This window comes from Sphingomonas sp. LH128 (genome assembly GCF_000293195.2).
In the GTDB taxonomy this organism is placed as follows: Bacteria; Pseudomonadota; Alphaproteobacteria; order Sphingomonadales; family Sphingomonadaceae; genus Novosphingobium; species Novosphingobium resinovorum_A.
Genome location: NZ_ALVC01000124.1, coordinates 1 through 16,873, shown reverse-complemented (window position 1 = coordinate 16,873; position 16,873 = coordinate 1). Strand labels below are relative to the sequence as shown.

General features: G+C 68.5%; 15 protein-coding genes. 11 read left to right on the top strand and 4 right to left on the bottom strand.

Going from position 1 to position 16,873, the window contains the following annotated elements; translation table 11 throughout:
- Positions 1–11: 11 nt before the first annotated feature.
- The 3 genes from pheT to LH128_RS10515 all read left to right on the top strand — a co-directional run bounded on the left by pheT (position 12) and on the right by LH128_RS10515 (position 4,178).
- Positions 12–2,402 carry a phenylalanine--tRNA ligase subunit beta gene (pheT, locus tag LH128_RS10525; RefSeq protein ID WP_008829609.1) on the top strand — a complete coding sequence of 797 codons (2,391 nt, stop codon included), beginning with the start codon at positions 12–14 and terminating at the stop codon, positions 2,400–2,402.
- Positions 2,403–2,535: 133 nt separating this feature from the next.
- On the top strand, positions 2,536–3,417 hold the full coding sequence (locus tag LH128_RS10520; RefSeq protein ID WP_008829608.1) for an aldose 1-epimerase family protein: 882 nt from the start codon (positions 2,536–2,538) through the stop codon (positions 3,415–3,417).
- Between the two features lie 11 nt (positions 3,418–3,428).
- Complete coding sequence (locus tag LH128_RS10515) at positions 3,429–4,178, top strand: SDR family NAD(P)-dependent oxidoreductase (protein WP_008829607.1); 750 nt, start codon at positions 3,429–3,431, stop codon at positions 4,176–4,178.
- 85 nt (positions 4,179–4,263) lie between these two features.
- Here the strand turns inward: LH128_RS10515 and LH128_RS10510 are convergent, their stop codons facing one another.
- The gene (locus LH128_RS10510) at positions 4,264–4,548 is read right to left on the bottom strand and encodes a J domain-containing protein (RefSeq protein WP_008829606.1); all 285 of its coding nucleotides are present in this window, start codon (positions 4,546–4,548) and stop codon (positions 4,264–4,266) included.
- An 11-nt stretch (positions 4,549–4,559) separates the two neighbouring features.
- Positions 4,560–5,372, bottom strand: a complete 813-nt coding sequence (locus tag LH128_RS10505) for a division plane positioning ATPase MipZ (protein ID WP_008829605.1) — start codon at positions 5,370–5,372, stop codon at positions 4,560–4,562.
- A 131-nt stretch (positions 5,373–5,503) separates the two neighbouring features.
- Here LH128_RS10505 and panC point away from each other — a divergent pair, with 131 nt between their 5' ends.
- The 5 genes from panC to LH128_RS10480 all read left to right on the top strand — a co-directional run bounded on the left by panC (position 5,504) and on the right by LH128_RS10480 (position 10,257).
- Positions 5,504–6,361 (top strand): pantoate--beta-alanine ligase, encoded by an 858-nt coding sequence (gene panC, locus LH128_RS10500; RefSeq protein WP_008829604.1) that lies wholly within the window; start codon positions 5,504–5,506, stop codon positions 6,359–6,361.
- A 128-nt stretch (positions 6,362–6,489) separates the two neighbouring features.
- Complete coding sequence (locus LH128_RS10495; protein ID WP_008829603.1) at positions 6,490–7,254, top strand: CsgG/HfaB family protein; 765 nt, start codon at positions 6,490–6,492, stop codon at positions 7,252–7,254.
- A gap of 375 nt (positions 7,255–7,629) precedes the next feature.
- The gene (locus LH128_RS10490; RefSeq protein ID WP_008829602.1) at positions 7,630–8,316 is read left to right on the top strand and encodes a response regulator transcription factor; all 687 of its coding nucleotides are present in this window, start codon (positions 7,630–7,632) and stop codon (positions 8,314–8,316) included.
- 25 nt (positions 8,317–8,341) lie between these two features.
- Complete coding sequence (locus tag LH128_RS10485) at positions 8,342–9,697, top strand: sensor histidine kinase (RefSeq protein ID WP_008829601.1); 1,356 nt, start codon at positions 8,342–8,344, stop codon at positions 9,695–9,697.
- On the top strand, positions 9,694–10,257 hold the full coding sequence (locus tag LH128_RS10480; protein ID WP_008829600.1) for a hypothetical protein: 564 nt from the start codon (positions 9,694–9,696) through the stop codon (positions 10,255–10,257). The genes LH128_RS10485 and LH128_RS10480 overlap by 4 nt, the downstream gene beginning before the upstream one ends.
- 131 nt (positions 10,258–10,388) lie before the next feature.
- On the opposite strand, the gene LH128_RS10475 is transcribed toward LH128_RS10480, so the two are convergent.
- Positions 10,389–11,909, bottom strand: coding sequence for a UxaA family hydrolase (locus LH128_RS10475; RefSeq protein ID WP_202196473.1), 1,521 nt, complete (start codon positions 11,907–11,909; stop codon positions 10,389–10,391).
- A 63-nt stretch (positions 11,910–11,972) separates the two neighbouring features.
- Between LH128_RS10475 and uxaC the strand changes: the two genes are divergently transcribed.
- Positions 11,973–13,415, top strand: a complete 1,443-nt coding sequence (gene uxaC, locus LH128_RS10470) for a glucuronate isomerase (RefSeq protein ID WP_008829598.1) — start codon at positions 11,973–11,975, stop codon at positions 13,413–13,415.
- Complete coding sequence (locus LH128_RS10465) at positions 13,412–14,842, top strand: mannitol dehydrogenase family protein (protein WP_008829597.1); 1,431 nt, start codon at positions 13,412–13,414, stop codon at positions 14,840–14,842. Before uxaC ends, LH128_RS10465 begins: the two co-directional genes overlap by 4 nt.
- A 65-nt stretch (positions 14,843–14,907) precedes the next feature.
- Here the strand turns inward: LH128_RS10465 and LH128_RS10460 are convergent, their stop codons facing one another.
- Complete coding sequence (locus tag LH128_RS10460) at positions 14,908–15,975, bottom strand: LacI family DNA-binding transcriptional regulator (RefSeq protein WP_051211465.1); 1,068 nt, start codon at positions 15,973–15,975, stop codon at positions 14,908–14,910.
- Between the two features lie 113 nt (positions 15,976–16,088).
- On the opposite strand from LH128_RS10460, the gene LH128_RS10455 reads away from it, so the two are divergent.
- The coding region (locus LH128_RS10455) for a family 43 glycosylhydrolase (RefSeq protein WP_008829595.1) at positions 16,089–16,873 on the top strand (785 nt) is incomplete at its 3' end.

Genomic DNA, 16,873 nt, shown 5'->3' with positions numbered 1-16,873 from the left:
GGATTTAAGACATGAAGTTCTCGCTCTCCTGGCTCAAGACCTACCTGGAAACCGAAGCGTCGATCGAGCAGATCGCCGCCACGCTCAACGCCATCGGCCTCGAAGTCGAAGGCATCGAAGACCCCGCCGCCAAGCTCGAAGGCTTCCGCGTGGCGAAGGTCCTCACGGCTGAAAAGCACCCTCAGGCGGACAAGCTGCAGGTCCTGACCGTCGATACCGGCGACAAGGTGCTCACCGTGGTCTGCGGTGCGCCCAATGCGCGCGCAGGGCTGGTCGGCGTGCTCGGCCTGCCGGGCGCGGTGGTGCCGGTGAACGGCATGGCGCTCAAGGTTGCGGCCGTGCGCGGCGTCGAATCGAACGGCATGATGTGCTCCACGCGCGAGCTGGAGCTGGGCGAGGACCACGATGGCATCATCGAACTGCCCGAGGATGCGCCCGTCGGCACGCCCTTCGCGCAGTATCACGGCGCCGATCCGGTCATCGACGTGTCGATCACCCCCAACCGTCCGGACTGCATGGGCGTCTACGGCATCGCCCGCGATCTCGCGGCAGCGGGCCTCGGCACGCTGAAGCCGATCGTCGCGCCCGAGGCCGCAGGCACCTTCCCGTGCCCGGTCGAGGTGCGCACCGATGACGCCGAGGGCTGCCCGGCATTCTACGGCCGCGTCATCAAGGGCGTGCGGAACGGCCCCTCGCCGCAGTGGCTGCAGGATGCGCTCAAGTCCACGGGCCAGCGCCCGATCTCGGCGCTGGTCGATGCGACCAACTACGTGATGCTCACGTATGGCCGCCCGGCCCACGCCTATGACCTCGCCAAGCTGACCGGCGCCGTCGTCGCCCGCCGCGCGGTGGAGGGCGAGACGGTCGAGGCGCTGAACGAGAAGACCTACACGCTCGACGCCGAGATGACCGTGATCGCCGACGGCAGTGGCGTCCACGACATCGCAGGCATCATGGGCGGCCAGCACTCGGGCTGTGGCGATGCCACCACCGACGTCCTGCTCGAAATTGCCTACTTCGATCCCGAGCGTATCGCCAAGACGGGCCGCAAGCTCAACCTCACGTCAGACGCGCGCGGGCGGTTCGAGCGCGGGATCGACCCGCAGTTCCTCGACACCGGCCTTGCGCTGCTGACGAACCTGATCGTCGAGCTGTGCGGCGGCGAAGTGTCCGAGATCGTGCGCGCGGGCGCTGCTCCGGGCACGCCCAAGATCGTCCACTTCGCGCCCTCGCTGGTCGAGAAGCTGGGCGGCGTCACCGTCACGCCCGGCGAACAGCAGCGCATTCTGGAAAGCCTCGGCTTCTCCGTCGTCGAAGCTGACGACTGGGCCGTCACCGTTCCCGGCTGGCGTCCCGACGTGGACGGCGCCCCCGACATCGTCGAGGAAATCGTGCGCATCCACGGCCTCGACAAGGTCGAGAGCGTGCCGCTTCCCCGCGCCGACGGCGTCGCCAAGCCCACCGCCACCCCGGCGCAGGCACTGGAACGGCGCGTGCGCCGCGCCGCTGCGGCGCGCGGGCTTCAGGAAGCCGTCACCTGGTCGTTTCTGCCCGAGCCAGCCGCCGAGGCTTTCGCCGAAGGTCCGCTGTGGGTGCTCGCCAATCCGATCAGCGAGGACATGAAGGCCATGCGCCCCTCGCTGCTGCCGGGCCTGCTGATGGCGGCAAAGCGCAACCTCGATCGCGGCGCGGCCTCGCTGCGCCTGTTCGAGATCGGCCGCCGCTATCTCCGCGGTAACGGCGGGGCGAGCGATGAACGGCTGACGCTGGGCGTCGTCCTCGCGGGCGAGAAGACCGCGCGCGGCTGGGCGACCGGCAAGGCGACGGCGTTCGACGCCTACGATGCCAAGGCCGAAGTGCTGGCGCTGCTGGCCGAGGCTGGCGCCCCGGTCGACAAGCTGCAGGTCATGGGCGAAGCTGGTCCCCAGTTCCACCCCGGCCAGTCGGCGACGCTGCGCCTCGGCCCCAAGACGGTGCTGGCGCGCTTCGGCATGCTGCACCCGAAGACGGCGAAGCAGTTCGACGTCGATGGCTCGGTGGCGGTCGCCGAACTGTTCCTCGACGCCATTCCCGGCAAGAAGGGCACGCCCGGCTTCGCCCGCGTCTCCTACGCGCCCCCGGCGCTGCAGGCGGTGACGCGCGACTATGCGTTCCTCGTGCCTGCAGAGCTGCCCTCGGGCGATCTCGTGCGGCTGGTGCAGGGCGCGGACAAGGCCAACATCGTCGCGGTGCGCCTGTTCGACGACTTCCGTGGCAACGGCGTGCCCGAGGGGCAGAAGTCGCTCGCGCTCGAAGTCACGCTCCAGCCGGTCGAGGCCAGTTACAAGGAAGCCGACCTCAAGGCGATCAGCGAAAAGGTGACCGCCGCCGCCGCCAAGCTGGGCGCGGTGCTGCGGGGGTGATCGTCGTCCCGGACTTGATCCGGGACCGCTGGCGGTCTTTAGGTGAGCGCTGGCCGTGAGCCGCCCCGCCGCAAGGTGGGCCGTTCACGGCCGGCGATCCCGCCTTTCGCCGGGATGACGATAGGGGACTGACGTGGACTTCGTGACCATCTCCTCCGGCGATCTCACCGCCCGGATCAACCCGCTCGGCGCCGAACTCTGGTCGCTGACCGACAGTTTCGGCCGCGAATACATGACCGATGCCGACCCGGCGTTCTGGACCGGCCACGCGCCGCTGCTGTTCCCGATCGTCGGGGCCTTGAACGGCGACACCTACCGGCTGGACGGCGAGGAATACGCCCTGCCCCGGCACGGCTTCGCGCGCAAGTCGGTGTTCGAGGTCTTGGAAGCGGGCACCGATCGTGCGCTTTTCCGCCTGACCGACAGTCCTGAAACGCGCGCGGTCTATCCGTTCGCCTTCATGCTGGAGATGGCGTTCCGACTGGAAGGCACAGCCCTGTTCACCGAGGCGCGGGTGCTCAACGCCGGCGATGCCCCGTTGCCATTCAGCCTGGGCTTCCACCCCGGCTTCGCCTGGCCGCTGCCCGGCGGCGCCGCCAAGGCCGACCACGTCGTCGCCTTCGAACAGCCCGAGCCGCAGCCGATCCGCCGCATCGACGGTCCCACCGGACTCCTTTTGCCCGAGCCTGTGGCATCGCCGGTCGAAGGCCATATCCTGCCGCTGGACGCCGCGCTGTTCGAGGAGGACGCGGTGATCTGGGACCGCCTCTCCAGCCGCGCGCTCACATACGGCGCACCGGGCGGGACACAGCTCGCCATCGCCTTCCCGGACACCCCGATGCTGGGCATCTGGCAGAAGCCCGGCGCGGCTTACTTGTGCATCGAACCGTGGCAGGGCCATGCCGACCCCCTTGGCTTTACCGGCGATTTCCGCGAAAAGCCGGGCGTGATCACGCTGGCGCCCGGAGAGGCGCGCAGCTTCCGCATGGACGTCACCGTCCTCTCCGCAGATTGAAGGAATCCCCCATGAAGACCGTACTCGTAACCGGCGCCACTTCCGGTATCGGCGAAGCCTGCGCGCGCGCTTTCGTGAAGGCCGGATGGCGCGTGATCGGCACCGGCCGCCGCGCCGAGCGGCTTCAGGCGCTGACGGACGAACTGGGTGCCGACCGCTTCCACGCCGCCGTCTTCGACGTGCGTGACGAAACCGCCCGCGACGCCGCGCTCGATGCGCTTCCGGCCGACTTCGCCGCGATCGACTGCCTTGTGAACAACGCGGGTCTCGCGCTGGGCGCGGCGCCCGCACAGGCAGCCGACCTCGCCAACTGGAAGACGATGATCGACACCAACGTCGTCAGCCTGGTCTCGCTCACGCACAAGCTGCTGCCGGGCCTGATCGCGCGCAAGGGCGGGATCGTGATGCTGTCCTCGGTGGCGGCAACATATCCCTACACCGGCGGCAACGTGTACGGCGGCACCAAGGCCTTCGTGCGCCAGTTCGCGCTCGGCCTGCGCTCGGACCTGAGCGGCACCGGCGTGCGCGTGACCTCGATCGAGCCGGGCATGGTCGAGACCGAGTTCACCGTGGTGCGCAATGGCGGCGACCAGGCCGCGTCCGACACGTTCTACGCAGGCGTCAACCCGATGACCGGCGAGGACATCGCCGAGACCGTGCTGTGGGTCGCCACCCTGCCCGCGCACGTCAACATCAACACGCTGGAACTGATGCCGGTGAACCAGTCGTTCGCCGGCTTCCAGATCGCGCGGGAAAATTAAAGCGTGATCGCCTCGTAATTTTATCGCCGTCATTCCCGCGAAGACGGGAATGACGAATGGTGTTTCAGCCGAAGACGACGGCGTTCTACTCCGCAGGCAGCACCGCCAGCAGCAGGTCGCGCGCGGCATTCGCCTCGTGCACCTGCTCGGAGCTGCCGCCCTTGTCGGGGTGCACCAGCGCGATGCGGCGGCGGTGCGCCTCGACGATCTCGCGCCGGTCGGCGCCCGCGTCCACGCCCAGCAGCGCCCGCGCCTGCGCCGTCTCGAAGGACGGCCCCGCGACCTTGCGCTTCTTTTCCCAGGGCCAGCGGCCGATGAGCATCCGGCAGACGATGCAGCCGAGCGCGACCAGCCAGAGCAGCTTGATCATGGGCCTTCCCGTCAGCTCGCGGCGGCGAAGGCCGTTTCGGACTCCCGCCGTACCGGCACCGGCAGGTTGAGCCCGGCGACCAGCCCGCGCAGTTCCTGCCGCGCGACGAGGTGGCTGGTGCCCAGATCGCCCAGAAAGCCCTTGTCGAGCAGGGTCAGGCCCGAGGGGAACAGCTCGCGGAAGATGACGCGCTCGGACAGGCCCGCCGCGACGCGGAAGCCCGCGCGCTTGGACAGTTCCTGCAACGCCCCGTCGATACGCCGCATATTGCGCGCCTCGACATGCTGGACGCGGTTGCGCACGACGACCCAGTCGAGTTCGCGGCGGCCTTCGTTGATGGTCTTGAGGCCGCGCTTCTTACGCGCCTCCCACATGACTTCGGCATAGAACGAGAGGCGCTTGACTTTGAAGGTCTCGCTTTCCACCTGCCCCAGAAGGTCGAAGTCGACGAAGCTGTCGTTGAGCGGGGTGACCAGCGTGTCCGCCGTGGTCGCCACGTGGCGGGCGAAGGGATCGTCGCGCCCGGGCGTATCGAAGACGAGGAAGTCGTAGCCCTCCGCGATCTGCTCGGCGAGATCGTCGAGTTCGCCGATGTCGTCGCCATCGTAGACCGCGAAGCGCGCGCCGGGCAGCGCGATCTCGCGCTTGCGCTCGGTCTCGATCCGGTTCTCGAGGTAGCGGTAGAGCGTGCGCTGGCGGTGGTCGAGGTCGATGCAGGCGACATTCGCGCCCTGGTAGGCGAGCGCGATGGCGACATGGACGGCGGTGGTGGACTTGCCGGTGCCGCCCTTCTCGTTGGCGAAGACGATGCGATGCGCTGTCACGTGACCGTTATCCTGCTCGCGGGACCGGTCGCCCGGCCCGACGTTGAAATCATTGCCCCCGCAGGTGCGCCGGGGCTAAGGCCCAAACGCACCTTTCGGTCGCGCCCATCATACCGGAGCAGCCAAGCCCAATGCAAACCGTCCACGCCCTTGATCCACTGCGCAATGCGGTTGCCGAGCTTCGCAAGACCGGTGAGGTCGCGCTCGTGCCCACGATGGGCGCCTTGCATGACGGCCATCTGACGCTCGTGCGCGAGGCGAAAAGCCGGGGCGCCAGCGTCGTCGTATCGATCTTCGTCAACCCGCTCCAGTTCGGTGCGAACGAGGATCTCGACGCCTATCCGCGCCAGCTTGCCCGCGACTCGGCGCTGCTGGAAGCCGAAGGGGTGGACCTGCTCTGGGCACCCACGGTCGAGGCGATGTACCCGGCCGGGTTCGCCTCCAATATCTCGGTTGCGGGCGTCAGCGAGGGCCTGTGCGGCGCGTCGCGGCCCGGCCACTTCGACGGCGTCGCCACCGTGGTGTGCAAGCTGTTCAATCAGGTCATGCCCGACATCGCCCTGTTCGGCGAGAAGGACTGGCAGCAGTTGGCCGTCATCCGCCGGATGGCGCGCGACCTCGACCTCACCCGCCCCGCCGCCGCCGCGATCCTCGGCGTGCCGACCGTGCGCGAGGCGGACGGACTCGCGATGTCCTCGCGCAATGCCTACCTCTCGGCCGAGGATCGCAAGGAGGCCGTCGCGCTGCCGACCGCGATGCGCCGCGCCATCGCTGCGATCGAGGCGGGCGCGGACGTGCCGGAAACCCTCGCCACGCTGCAGGCGGAAATCGTCGCGGGGGGCTTCCGCTCGGTCGATTATGCCGAACTGCGCGATGCGGACGATCTCACCGTGCTGACCACCCGTTCGGACCGGCCGATGCGGCTTATCGTGGCGGCCCGGATCGGCCCGGCCCGGCTTATCGACAACATGGCTGTGGATCCTTCCTGACGTTGTATTTGCGAAAGATTCTCACAGACATCGTCATTTGTTCGTGCAAGAGTGAACGCATAAGGAGTTTGTCGCCCCGGGGATTGGGCAGGCCGCGTGTCCGCGCGGTGCAACAGGGAGCCTTGATTATGAAAACGTTCGTCTGCGCGCTGGCCGCGCTCGCCGCAGTTTCGGCCACCCCCGCCCTCGCCGACCAGTCCTCCGGCCGCAAGCTGCAGGAAAAGGGGACGCAGGAGATTCCCGTCTGCCGCAAGAACCTCGGCACCGTCGCCATCATCGAGCCCGACACCCAGTGGTGGCGCGAACTCAGCCTCGGCAGCCCCGAGGCGATCCTGCGCGTCTTCGTGCAGAAGTCCGGCTGCTTCACCATGGTCAATCGCGGCCGCTCGCTGCAGAACAGCGCCATGGAGCGCGCGCTCGCCGAACAGGGTGAACTGCAGAAGGGCTCCAACATCGGCAAGGGCCAGATCAAGGCGGCGGACTATTTCCTGCAGCCGGACATCGTCTCGACCAACAACAATTCGGGCGGCGGCGGCCTCGGCGGCGTGCTGGGCGGCGTCGGCGGTTTCTTCGGGCGCGGCGTGGGCGCCATCGCCGGTGGCCTCAACGTCAAGAAGGGCGAGGCGAACGTCACCCTCTCGATCGTGAATTCGCGCACCACCGTGGAAGAGGCGCTGACCGAGGGCTATGCCCGCAAGTCCGATGTCAGCTTCGGCGGTGGCGGCGGCGGCTTCTTCGGCGGCACCTTCGGCGCGGCCGGCGGCGGCGGCTACCAGAACACGCAGATCGGCCAGATCATCGTGCTCGCGTACCTCGATGCCTATACCAAGCTGGTAACGCAGCTCGGCGGCCTTCCGGTCGATCCCTCCGCCGCAGCGCCCAAGGCGAACTGACCGCAGATCGCGGCTTCGCGCCCTGCGGGGGCATGACAGCCATTGTCAGGCGACCCGCACCCGGCGCTCGTATATGCACGGTACGTCAAGAAAGCTGAGCAACGGCGGGCAGGGAATGACCGCGCGCCGTTGCCGGGGGACCAAGGCTATTAACAACCCGACTTCATTTCGGCGCTTCCATGGCGCCCGTATCCTCTCGCGTGGTTCCGAGCTGTTTCGGGGCCGGGAGAGCCGCCGTCCCAGTCCCCTTAGGCGGCGCCCGGTTCCGTTCAACCCGATGGCGGCCGGCGGATCGTACTGCACCGAGAACCGGGAGGGTTTCTCGCGCGGATACGATCGCTCGGCCGCCATCGGCACCCTTGCGGGGCGCACGGCATGAGCGGCCTGTCCATCCTCTACATCGAGGACGATTCGCGCGCGGCCTCGCAAGTCGAGGAACTGGCCAGTCTTTCCGGCGACTCGCTGACCTGGTGCGCCACTGGTAACGACGGGCTAAAACGCGCGGGCGCCGAGCGCTTCGACGTCATCATCCTCGACCGCATGCTGCCCGATCTCGACGGCATCACCATCCTGTCGCGCCTGCGCGAAAGCGGGGTCGGCACGCCGGTCCTGCTGCTTTCCGCGCTCGGCCGCACCACCGACCGGGCCGAAGGACTGGACGCGGGCGCGGACGACTATCTCGCCAAGCCCTTCGAGGGCGAGGAACTGCTCGCCCGCCTGCGCGCCCTGCACCGCCGCTCCTCGGGCCGCGAGCACTCCGCCGTGATACTCTACGGCGCCTTCGAATGCCACGTGAAGGCGCGCACCGCCTTTCGCGACAACCGCCACCTTGCGCTCAGCCCCAAGGAATTCGAGCTGTTCCGCTACTTCATGGAGAACGCGGGCGAAGTGCTGACGCGCGAGATGCTGTTGCGGGATGTGTGGAAGATGAACTTCGATCCCCAGACCAACGTGGTGGACGTCAACATCGGCCGCCTGCGCCGCAAGCTCGAGGAAGGCTTCGACAAGCCCGCGCTCGAGACGATCTGGGGCTCCGGCTACAGGCTGCTGGACGGGCGGTGAGCGTGTTCACGCGCCGCCAACTTCCATGAAGCGGCTGGCTTTCATCCGCAATTCGATCTTCGCGCAGATCGTCGTCTGGGCGATCGGGACGGCTGCGGTGATCACCTTCGGGCTGTGGCTGCTGACCAATGCCACGATCGAGCGCTCCAACCGGCAGGCGCTGGAACGGGCGGTCGATGTCGATCTCGCCGGCATGGTCGACATCTACGCCAGCGGCGACCGTGACGAACTGGCCAAACGCATCAAGGACCGCCTCGCCCTCCAGCCGCGCAACGGCGATCCCGCGCATTACCTGCTCGCGGACGCACGCGGCAAGCGCATCGCCGGCGACCTCACCGATTGGCCGGGGCTGCATGCCGGTATCTCCGAGGCCGCCGACATCCGTATCGAGGGCGGGGAACGCGCCTTCGCGCGCGCGACCCAGCTCGGGCCGAACCTCAAGCTGCTGGTCGCGCACGAATATCGCGACCTCTCCATGCTGCTGCGGCAGGTGGCGCTGGTGTTCCTGACCGGCGGCGTGCTCGCGATGCTGGCAGTGGCCCTCGGCGGCTGGACGGCGGCGCACCGGCTCGCCGGAAGGCTCGCGCGCATCAACGCTGCCTTCCGCCAGCCCGACGACGCCGCGCTGGAAGAACTGGCGCGCGGATCGGCCGGGCATGACGAGATCGACGAGCTGGCCGCGCACTCGGGCAACGCCCTCGCCCGTCTCAAGCGCCTCGCCGCCGCCCACCGCGAGACGACCGACCATGTCGCACACGAGATGCGCACACCGCTGATGCACCTCGACAACCGGCTGGTGAAAGCGCTGGCCGCCACGCCCGACGCCGAGACCGCAGCCCGCGTCGCCGACGCCCGGACCGAAATCCGGGGCATCATCCGCATGCTCGAATCGCTGCTCGACATCGCCGCCAGCGAAGCGCGGCGCGGTGATCGCCATGGCCTGGTGCCGGTGGACCTCAGTGTTCTCGCAGCGCGGCTGGGCGAACTCTACGCCGACAGCGCCGAGGAATCCGGGCACCGCCTGATCCTCGACATAGAACCGGACGTCGTCATCGCTGGCGAGGAGATGTCCCTCACGCGGCTCATCACCAACCTGCTCGACAACGCCTTCAAGTTCGTGCCGCGCGGTGGTACGATCCGTCTGACGCTGCGCAGGGGGCCGGTGCTGATCGTCAGCGACGATGGACCGGGTGTCCCCGAGGACCAGCGCGACAGGATTTTCGAGAAGTTCGCCCGCGGCGGCAGTTCGCTCGGCACCGAGGGCGCGGGGCTCGGCCTCGCGCTGTGCCGCGCGATCGCAGAGCGGCACCACCTTGAGATTTCGCTCGCGCCCGGCGAAAGAGGCGCATGCTTCACCGTTGCTCCGGAGTTCAGACGATGAGCCCATTGCTGCGCAACCCTTGGCTGCTCACCGCAGTCGCCGTGCTCGTGGCAGCGCCTGCCCGGGCGCAGGACCAGACGCCCGAAATCGGCGAACGGGTCGCCCTCGCCCTGTCGTCCGCCCAGAGCGCGCAGGGCCGCGCCGACAACGAGGAACTGGCCCGCGCGCTGGGTATCATCGAGCGCTCCGGCGCGCGGCCGCTCGATGGCTGGCAAGGTGTCGACCCGGTGCCGGAGTGGCGCGCACTGGTCCCGAACGAGAAGGCGCCGCTGCGCGGCAGCCCGCTCGGCCCCGGCTATCGCACCGGCAAGGCCCAGCCCGGCACCAGCGACAGCTTCGAGCAGGTGTTCCTCTCGGGCCGGAAGGCCAGCATCGCGCTATCGACGCCGGGCGATACCCCGGTGACCCTGCAAGTGCTCGACGCCGAGCGCCGCCCGGTCTGCACCATCGCCGACGCCCGCCGCGCCTGCCGCTGGATACCGCTGTTCACGCAGCGCTACGTGATCGAGGTGCGCAACGGGGGCAATCGCGCGGCGGAATATTTCCTGGTGGTGGAGTAGGTTAAGGCCCACCTCCGGCCCCTCCCGCGAGCGGAAGGGGAGCAGGAAAGCGTTCGCCTTCCCGCTTGCGGGAGGGCCGCGAGGCTTGATGAACCGCAGGCGAACCTAGCCGCAGCGGGGTGGGCCAGCGACTACAGTGTAACCCCTCGCTTCCAGATACCGATGGCGCGTTCGTCGTTACTCTCGTTGCGCGCCGGTTCCCCGCTCGCGACGGCGATGATGCGGTCGAGCAGCAGGTCGGCAGCGCCCGCCATGCCCTTTTCCAGCACCAGTCCGGCATCGAAGTCGATCCAGCCCGGCTTGCGCTCGGCCAATGAGTGGTTGGAGGCAATCTTCATCGTCGGCACGGGGCTTCCGAGCGGTGTCCCGCGCCCGGTGGAGAACAGCGTGATCGTCGCCCCCGCTGCCGCCAGCGCGGTGGTGGAGACGGCATCGTTGCCCGGGGCTTCGAGCACCGTCAGTCCAGTCGTGGAAATCCGCTCGCCATAGCCGATCACGTCGCAGACCGGGGCAAGCCCGCCCTTCTGCACCGCGCCCAGGGACTTCTCCTCCAGCGTGGTGATACCGCCTGCGATGTTGCCGGGACTGGGGTTCTCGGAAACCGGCTCGCCGTTCTCGATGAAGTAGCGCTTGAAGGAATTGACGAGGCCCGAGAGCTTGTCGAACACCTCTTCACTGGTCGCGCGTTCGAGCAGCAGGTTCTCCGCGCCGAAGATTTCGGGAATTTCCGTCAGGATCGCGGCGCCGCCCGCCTCGGTCACCGCATCGGCCATCAAACCGATAAGCGGATTGGCGGTCAGTCCGCTCATCGCGTCCGAGCCGCCGCATTTCACGCCCAGCCGCAGCTTCGAAAGCGACACTTCCTCGCGCCGGTCCTCGACCATCAGGCCCAGCAGTTCGTCGATCAGCGCTTCCCCGGCGGCGAACTCGTCGCTTTCCGACTGGGCACGCAGCACGCGCAGGCGGTGGCGGCGGTCTTCCGGGATGCGCTTGAGCAGTTCCTCCAGCTGGTTCGATTCGCAGCCGAGGCCCAGCAGCAGCACGCCGCCCGCATTGGGGTTGAGCGCCAGCGAGGCGATCACCGCCGCCGTGCCATCGAGGTCCGCCCCCAGCTGCGAGCAGCCGAACGGGTGATTGAACGCATGAACGCCATCGACGTTCGCGGGCGACCGCAGGTTGCCCTTCGCCGCCAGCCGCTCGCCCAGGCGGCCGACGCAGCCGACCGTGGGCAGGATCCACAATTCGTTGCGCGTGCCGACGCTGCCGTCCGGCCGCACATAGCCCCGGAAGCTGCGCGAGGACTGCGCCTTGTGCTCCTCGGTCCGCGCGCCGGAGAAGGCATAGGCCTTCTCGCCCGAAAGCGCGGTATGGACATTGTGGACATGGACGTGCTCGCCCACCGCGATGTCGCGCGTGGCGAGGCCGATCGGCGCGCGATAGCGACGAACCGGCGAACCCGCGGCAATCGGCAGGACGGCGAACTTGTGACCCGCCGGAATCGCATCGCGTAAGTGAATCGCCTGTCCATCCACAACGACCTCCGTGCCCGCCTCGAGCGGCTGCAGGGCGACGGCGACGTGATCCTCGGCGGAAATCCGCATCACGGTTACGGGCTTCGATAGGGTTTCGACCATGGCTCGCCGATACAGCATTGCCAGCGCTGGCACAACTCGGTAATCGAGCCGCAAACGCACTCTCTCCGAGGAGTCCTAAGGATGCCCAAGCTCTCGCTGCACCCCGATCGCCTGCTGCCGGCCGACCCGACAACGCGCGCCATTGCCCGCGAACTCTATGCCGAAATCGCCGGCCTGCCGATCGTCAGCCCGCACGGCCACACCGACCCGGAATGGTTCGCCACCGACGCGGCCTGGACCAACGCGACCGAGCTACTGCTCGCGCCGGACCACTACCTGTTCCGCATGCTCTATTCGCAAGGCATCGACCTCGACGCGCTGGCCGTCCCCCGAAAGGGCGGTGTTATTCCCGCCACCGACCCGCGCGAGGCGTGGCGCCTGTTCGCCGCGAACTGGAAGCTGTTCCGCGGCACGCCTTCCAGCATGTGGCTGCCCCACGTCTTCGGCGAAGTCTTCGGCATCGACGTGGCGCTGGATGAAAGCACTGCCGACTTCTACTACGACACCATCGGCGAGGCCCTCGCCTCCCCCGCCTTCCGCCCCCGCGCGCTGTTCGAACGCTTCAACATCGAACTGCTCGCCACCACCGAGGGCGCGGGCGACGATCTGAAGCATCACAAGGCGATTCAGGCATCGGGCTGGCAGGGCAAGGTTGTCACCACCTATCGCCCGGACTCGGTGATCGACCCCGAGCATGACAGCTTCGCGCGCGACATCGTGCGCTTCGCCGACCTGTCCGGCGAAAACGTCGAGAGCTGGACCGGCTACCTCGCCGCGCACCGCAAGCGTCGTGCGGACTTCCGCGCGATGGGCGCGACGGCGACCGACCACGGCTTCGTCACCGCCCGCACCGCCAACCTCTCGACGGTGGAATGCGAGGCGCTGTTCGCCAAGGTCATGGGCGGGAAAGCCGACGCCGACGAGGCCGAGCTGTTCCGCGCACAGATGCTCACCGAAATGGCGCGCATGAGCGTGGAGGACGGTATGACCATGCAGATTCACCCCGGCTCCACCCGCAACCACAACGCCCGCCTCTTCGCCAGCCACGGCCGCGACAAGGGCGCCGATATTCCGCGCGCCACCGAATATGTCGAAGCGCTGCGCCCGATGCTCGACCTCTTCGGCAACGAGCCGGACCTCAAGGTCATCCTCTTCACCCTGGACGAGACGACTTACGCCCGCGAACTCGCGCCGCTGGCGGGGCACTATCCGTGCCTCAAGCTCGGCCCGGCATGGTGGTTCCACGACAGCCCCGAAGGCATGCGCCGCTTCCGCGAGATGACCACCGAGACGGCAGGCTTCTACAACACCGTGGGCTTCAACGACGACACCCGCGCGTTCTTGTCGATCCCGGCCCGCCACGACGTCGCGCGGCGAATCGACTGCGGTTTCCTCGCCCGCCTCGTCGCCGAGCACCGCATGGAGGACTGGGAGGCCGCCGAACTGGCCCATGAACTGACCGTCGGGCTGGTGCGCAAGGCGTACAACCTCGAAGCTCCCGCGCGCGAGGTGGAACCGGCGTGACCCGTCTTTCGCAAAGCAGCCTTTCCGCCCTCCCCGCAGGCGTGATCCGGCCGCAGTACGACCGCTCTGCCGTCAAGCGCGGGGTCGTCCACTTCGGGCCGGGCGCGTTCCACCGCGCGCATCAGGCCGCCGCCTTCGATACGCTGCTGGCGCAGGACCCGCGCTGGGGACTGACCGGCGTGAGCCTCAATTCGCGCGGCGTGGCCGATGCGCTGAACCCACAGGACGGGCTCTACACCCTCGCCCTGCTGGACACCGAGGTGGAGTACCGCGTGATCGGCGCCATCGGCGGAATTCTCACGAAAGATGATCCTGCCGCGATCCTCGGCGCGCTGACCCATGCGGACACCCGCATCGTCAGTTCCACCGTGACCGAAAAGGGCTACTGCCTCGGCGCGGACGGAGCGCTGGACTTCGCGAACCCGGCAATCAAGGCGGACCTCGATGCCTCGCGTTCGGAAGACTGGACGCCGGGTTCGTTCACCGGCTGGCTGGTGCGCGGACTGCAGGCACGCCGTCTTGCCGGGCTGCCCGGTGTGACGGTGCTGTGCTGCGACAACCTCACCGACAACGGCCGCAAGCTGGAGGCCGCGACCCTGGCGCTGGCCGAGGCGATCGATCCCGACACCGCCCGCTGGATCGCCGACCACGTCGCTTTCCCGAACGCGATGGTCGATTCGATCACCCCCGCCACCGACGACGCGCTGCGCGCCCGCATCGCGGCGGCCACCGGGCTGGAGGACGCCTGGCCCATCCAGCGCGAGCGTTTCACCCAGTGGGTGATCGAGGATCGCTTCGCAGGCGAACGTCCCGCGCTGGACGTGGCGGGTGTCACGTTCGCGAGCGAAGTGCGCCCGTTCGAGAAGGCCAAGCTGCGCCTGCTCAACGGCGCGCATTCGTCGCTCGCCTATATCGGCCTTGGGCGCGGACTGGAGACGGTCGGCGAGGCCATGGCCGACCGCGAGTTGGCCGCTTTCGCCGAACGGCTGATGCGCGAGGACATCGCGCCGTCGATCGCGCCTCCTGCCGGGCTGGACCTTGGCGGATACATCTCCGACGTGCTGGCCCGCTTCCGCAATCCCGAGATCCGGCACCTGCTGTCGCAGATCGCGTGGGACGGGTCGCAGAAGCTGCCCTATCGCCTGCTCGACACCACCCGCGAGGCGCTGGCGGCCGGGCGTCCGATCGAGCGGCTTGCGCTTCCGATCGCGGCATGGCTGCGCTTCCTGGCTAGCGCGGAGCGGGACGGGCGCACGATCACCGACCCCCTCGCCGCCCCGCTGCTGGAGCGTGCGGGCGACTGGCGCAGCGTTCTGGCGATGCGCGAGGTATTCGGCGATTTGGGTTCGGACGGACGGTTCGTCGGCGCGGTGGAAGCCGGGCTGGCGGCACTGGAGGCCGGACGGCTGGAGCCGGTGGCGGCCTGAGCGCTCCGAGGGGCTTCGACAAGCTCAGCCTAAGCGGAATTGAGAGGTTCTTACACGACCTCCGCTCACCCTGAGCTTGTCGAAGGGTTAGGCGCTACGCAGAAATGCGGCGCCAATCCCGTCGATTCTGCCGGAACCACGCGCAGTTCCACCTCGAACGGCGGTGGCGCCTCGCCGCCCTCGATCCGCGCGATGAGCCGCTCTGCCGCCGCCGCCGCCATGTCGCCGAAGGGCCGCAGCACCGAGGTCAGTGCCGGGCTCAGCATCCGCGTGAGCAGGCTGCCGTCGAAGCCCACCACCGACAGCCCCCCTGGCACCGCGATCCCCCGCACCGCCGCGACCTTGAGCACGCCCGCCGCCATGATGTCGTTCGCCGCGAAGATGCCCGTCGGCCGCTCGACCAGCGCCAGAAGCTGTTCCGCCCCGGCCACGCCCGAGGCGAAGTCGTAGTCGCCCGGCGCTTCGGCCACGCTGGCCCCGGCGCGCGTCGCCTCTTCGATGAAGCCCGCGCGGCGCTCCATGGCCGAGGCCGTATCGGCGGGACCGTTGACGATGCCCAGCCGCCGGTGCCCCAGATCGAGCAGATGCCGCGCGACTTGCGCGCCCGCCGCGCGCTCCTCGCTGACGATGACGTCGGCAAAACCCGCGATCGGCACCGAAGACAGCGCCGCGACCGGCACTTGCGCCTCGGCCAGAGCCTCGGCCAGACCCGGCACGCCCGAAACCGGCGGCAGGATCACCAGCCCGTCCACGCGCGACCGCTCGACGAAGCCCAGCACGTCGCGGATCGCCGCTTCGGTTTCCAGCGGGGTCGGGTGGACGATCACCTCATAGCCGCGCGGCGCGGTCAGGGCGACGACGCCGCGCTGGATGGAATCGAGCACCAGCGCGTTGCGATCGTTGTGGATCAGCCCGATCAGGAACGAGCGCCGCATCGCCAGCGCCCGCGCCCGCGCGCTCGGCCGGAAATTGAGCGCGGCGATCGCGGCCTCGATCCGCTGGCGGGTCTCGGCATTCACTTTGGGCGACTTGTTGAGCACCCGCGAAACCGTGCGGATCGAGACCCCGGCGGCGGCGGCCACGTCCTCGATGGTGGGGTCGCCGTCGCGCGCTCTTGCTGGGGTTTCGTGCATCGCTAGGCTTGTATGGCCTGCGCTGGCACGATCAAGCATTCCTGCAATTTTCATTGACACCGATGCCACAAATGATAGCGCTAGCATAAATCAAAGCAGAACCGGAGAGAGCCATGAAGTTCGACCGCCGAGAGGCCCTGTTCACGGCAGGTATGGGCGTAGTAGGCGGCGCGACGGCGCTGGCAGGCAGCGCGAGCGCAGCCACGGCCGCCGCATCCTCGCCTGCAAAGCCCGCTTCGGTCGGCGCTTCGAAGTACCGGCGCGGCTTCGACGACCAGCGTATCCCGGACCAGGGCAACGGCACCTACCTCAACCCGCTGATGGCGGGCGACCATCCCGACCCGACGATCGTGCGGGACGGGAAGGACTATTACATGACCTTCTCGACCTTCGATTCCTATCCGGGGCTGGTCGTGTGGCATTCGGCGGACCTGATCAACTGGCGGCCCCTTACCGCCGCGCTGACGAAGAACCTCGGTTCGGTCTGGGCGCCGGACATCAGCAAACACGGCGGCCGCTTCTTCATCTACTTCACCGTCAAGGCCAGCCCGAGCGCGCAGTACGTGGTCTGGGCCGACAAGGCGGAAGGCCCGTGGAGCGAGCCCGTCAGCCTCGGCCTGCCCGACCATATCGACCCCGGCCACGCGGTGGGCGAGGACGGTTCGCGCTGGCTGTTCCTTTCCGGCGGCGACCGCATCCGGCTGGCCGAGGACGGCCTCTCGACCGTCGGCGCGGTGGAGCACGTCTACGACCCCTGGCACTACCCGGACGACTGGGACGTCGAGGGGTTTTCGCCCGAAGGCCCCAAGATCGTGCGGCGCGGCGAATATTTCTACCTCGTGACCGCCGTAGGCGGCACCGCCGGTCCGCCGACCGGGCACATGGTGATCGCCGCGCG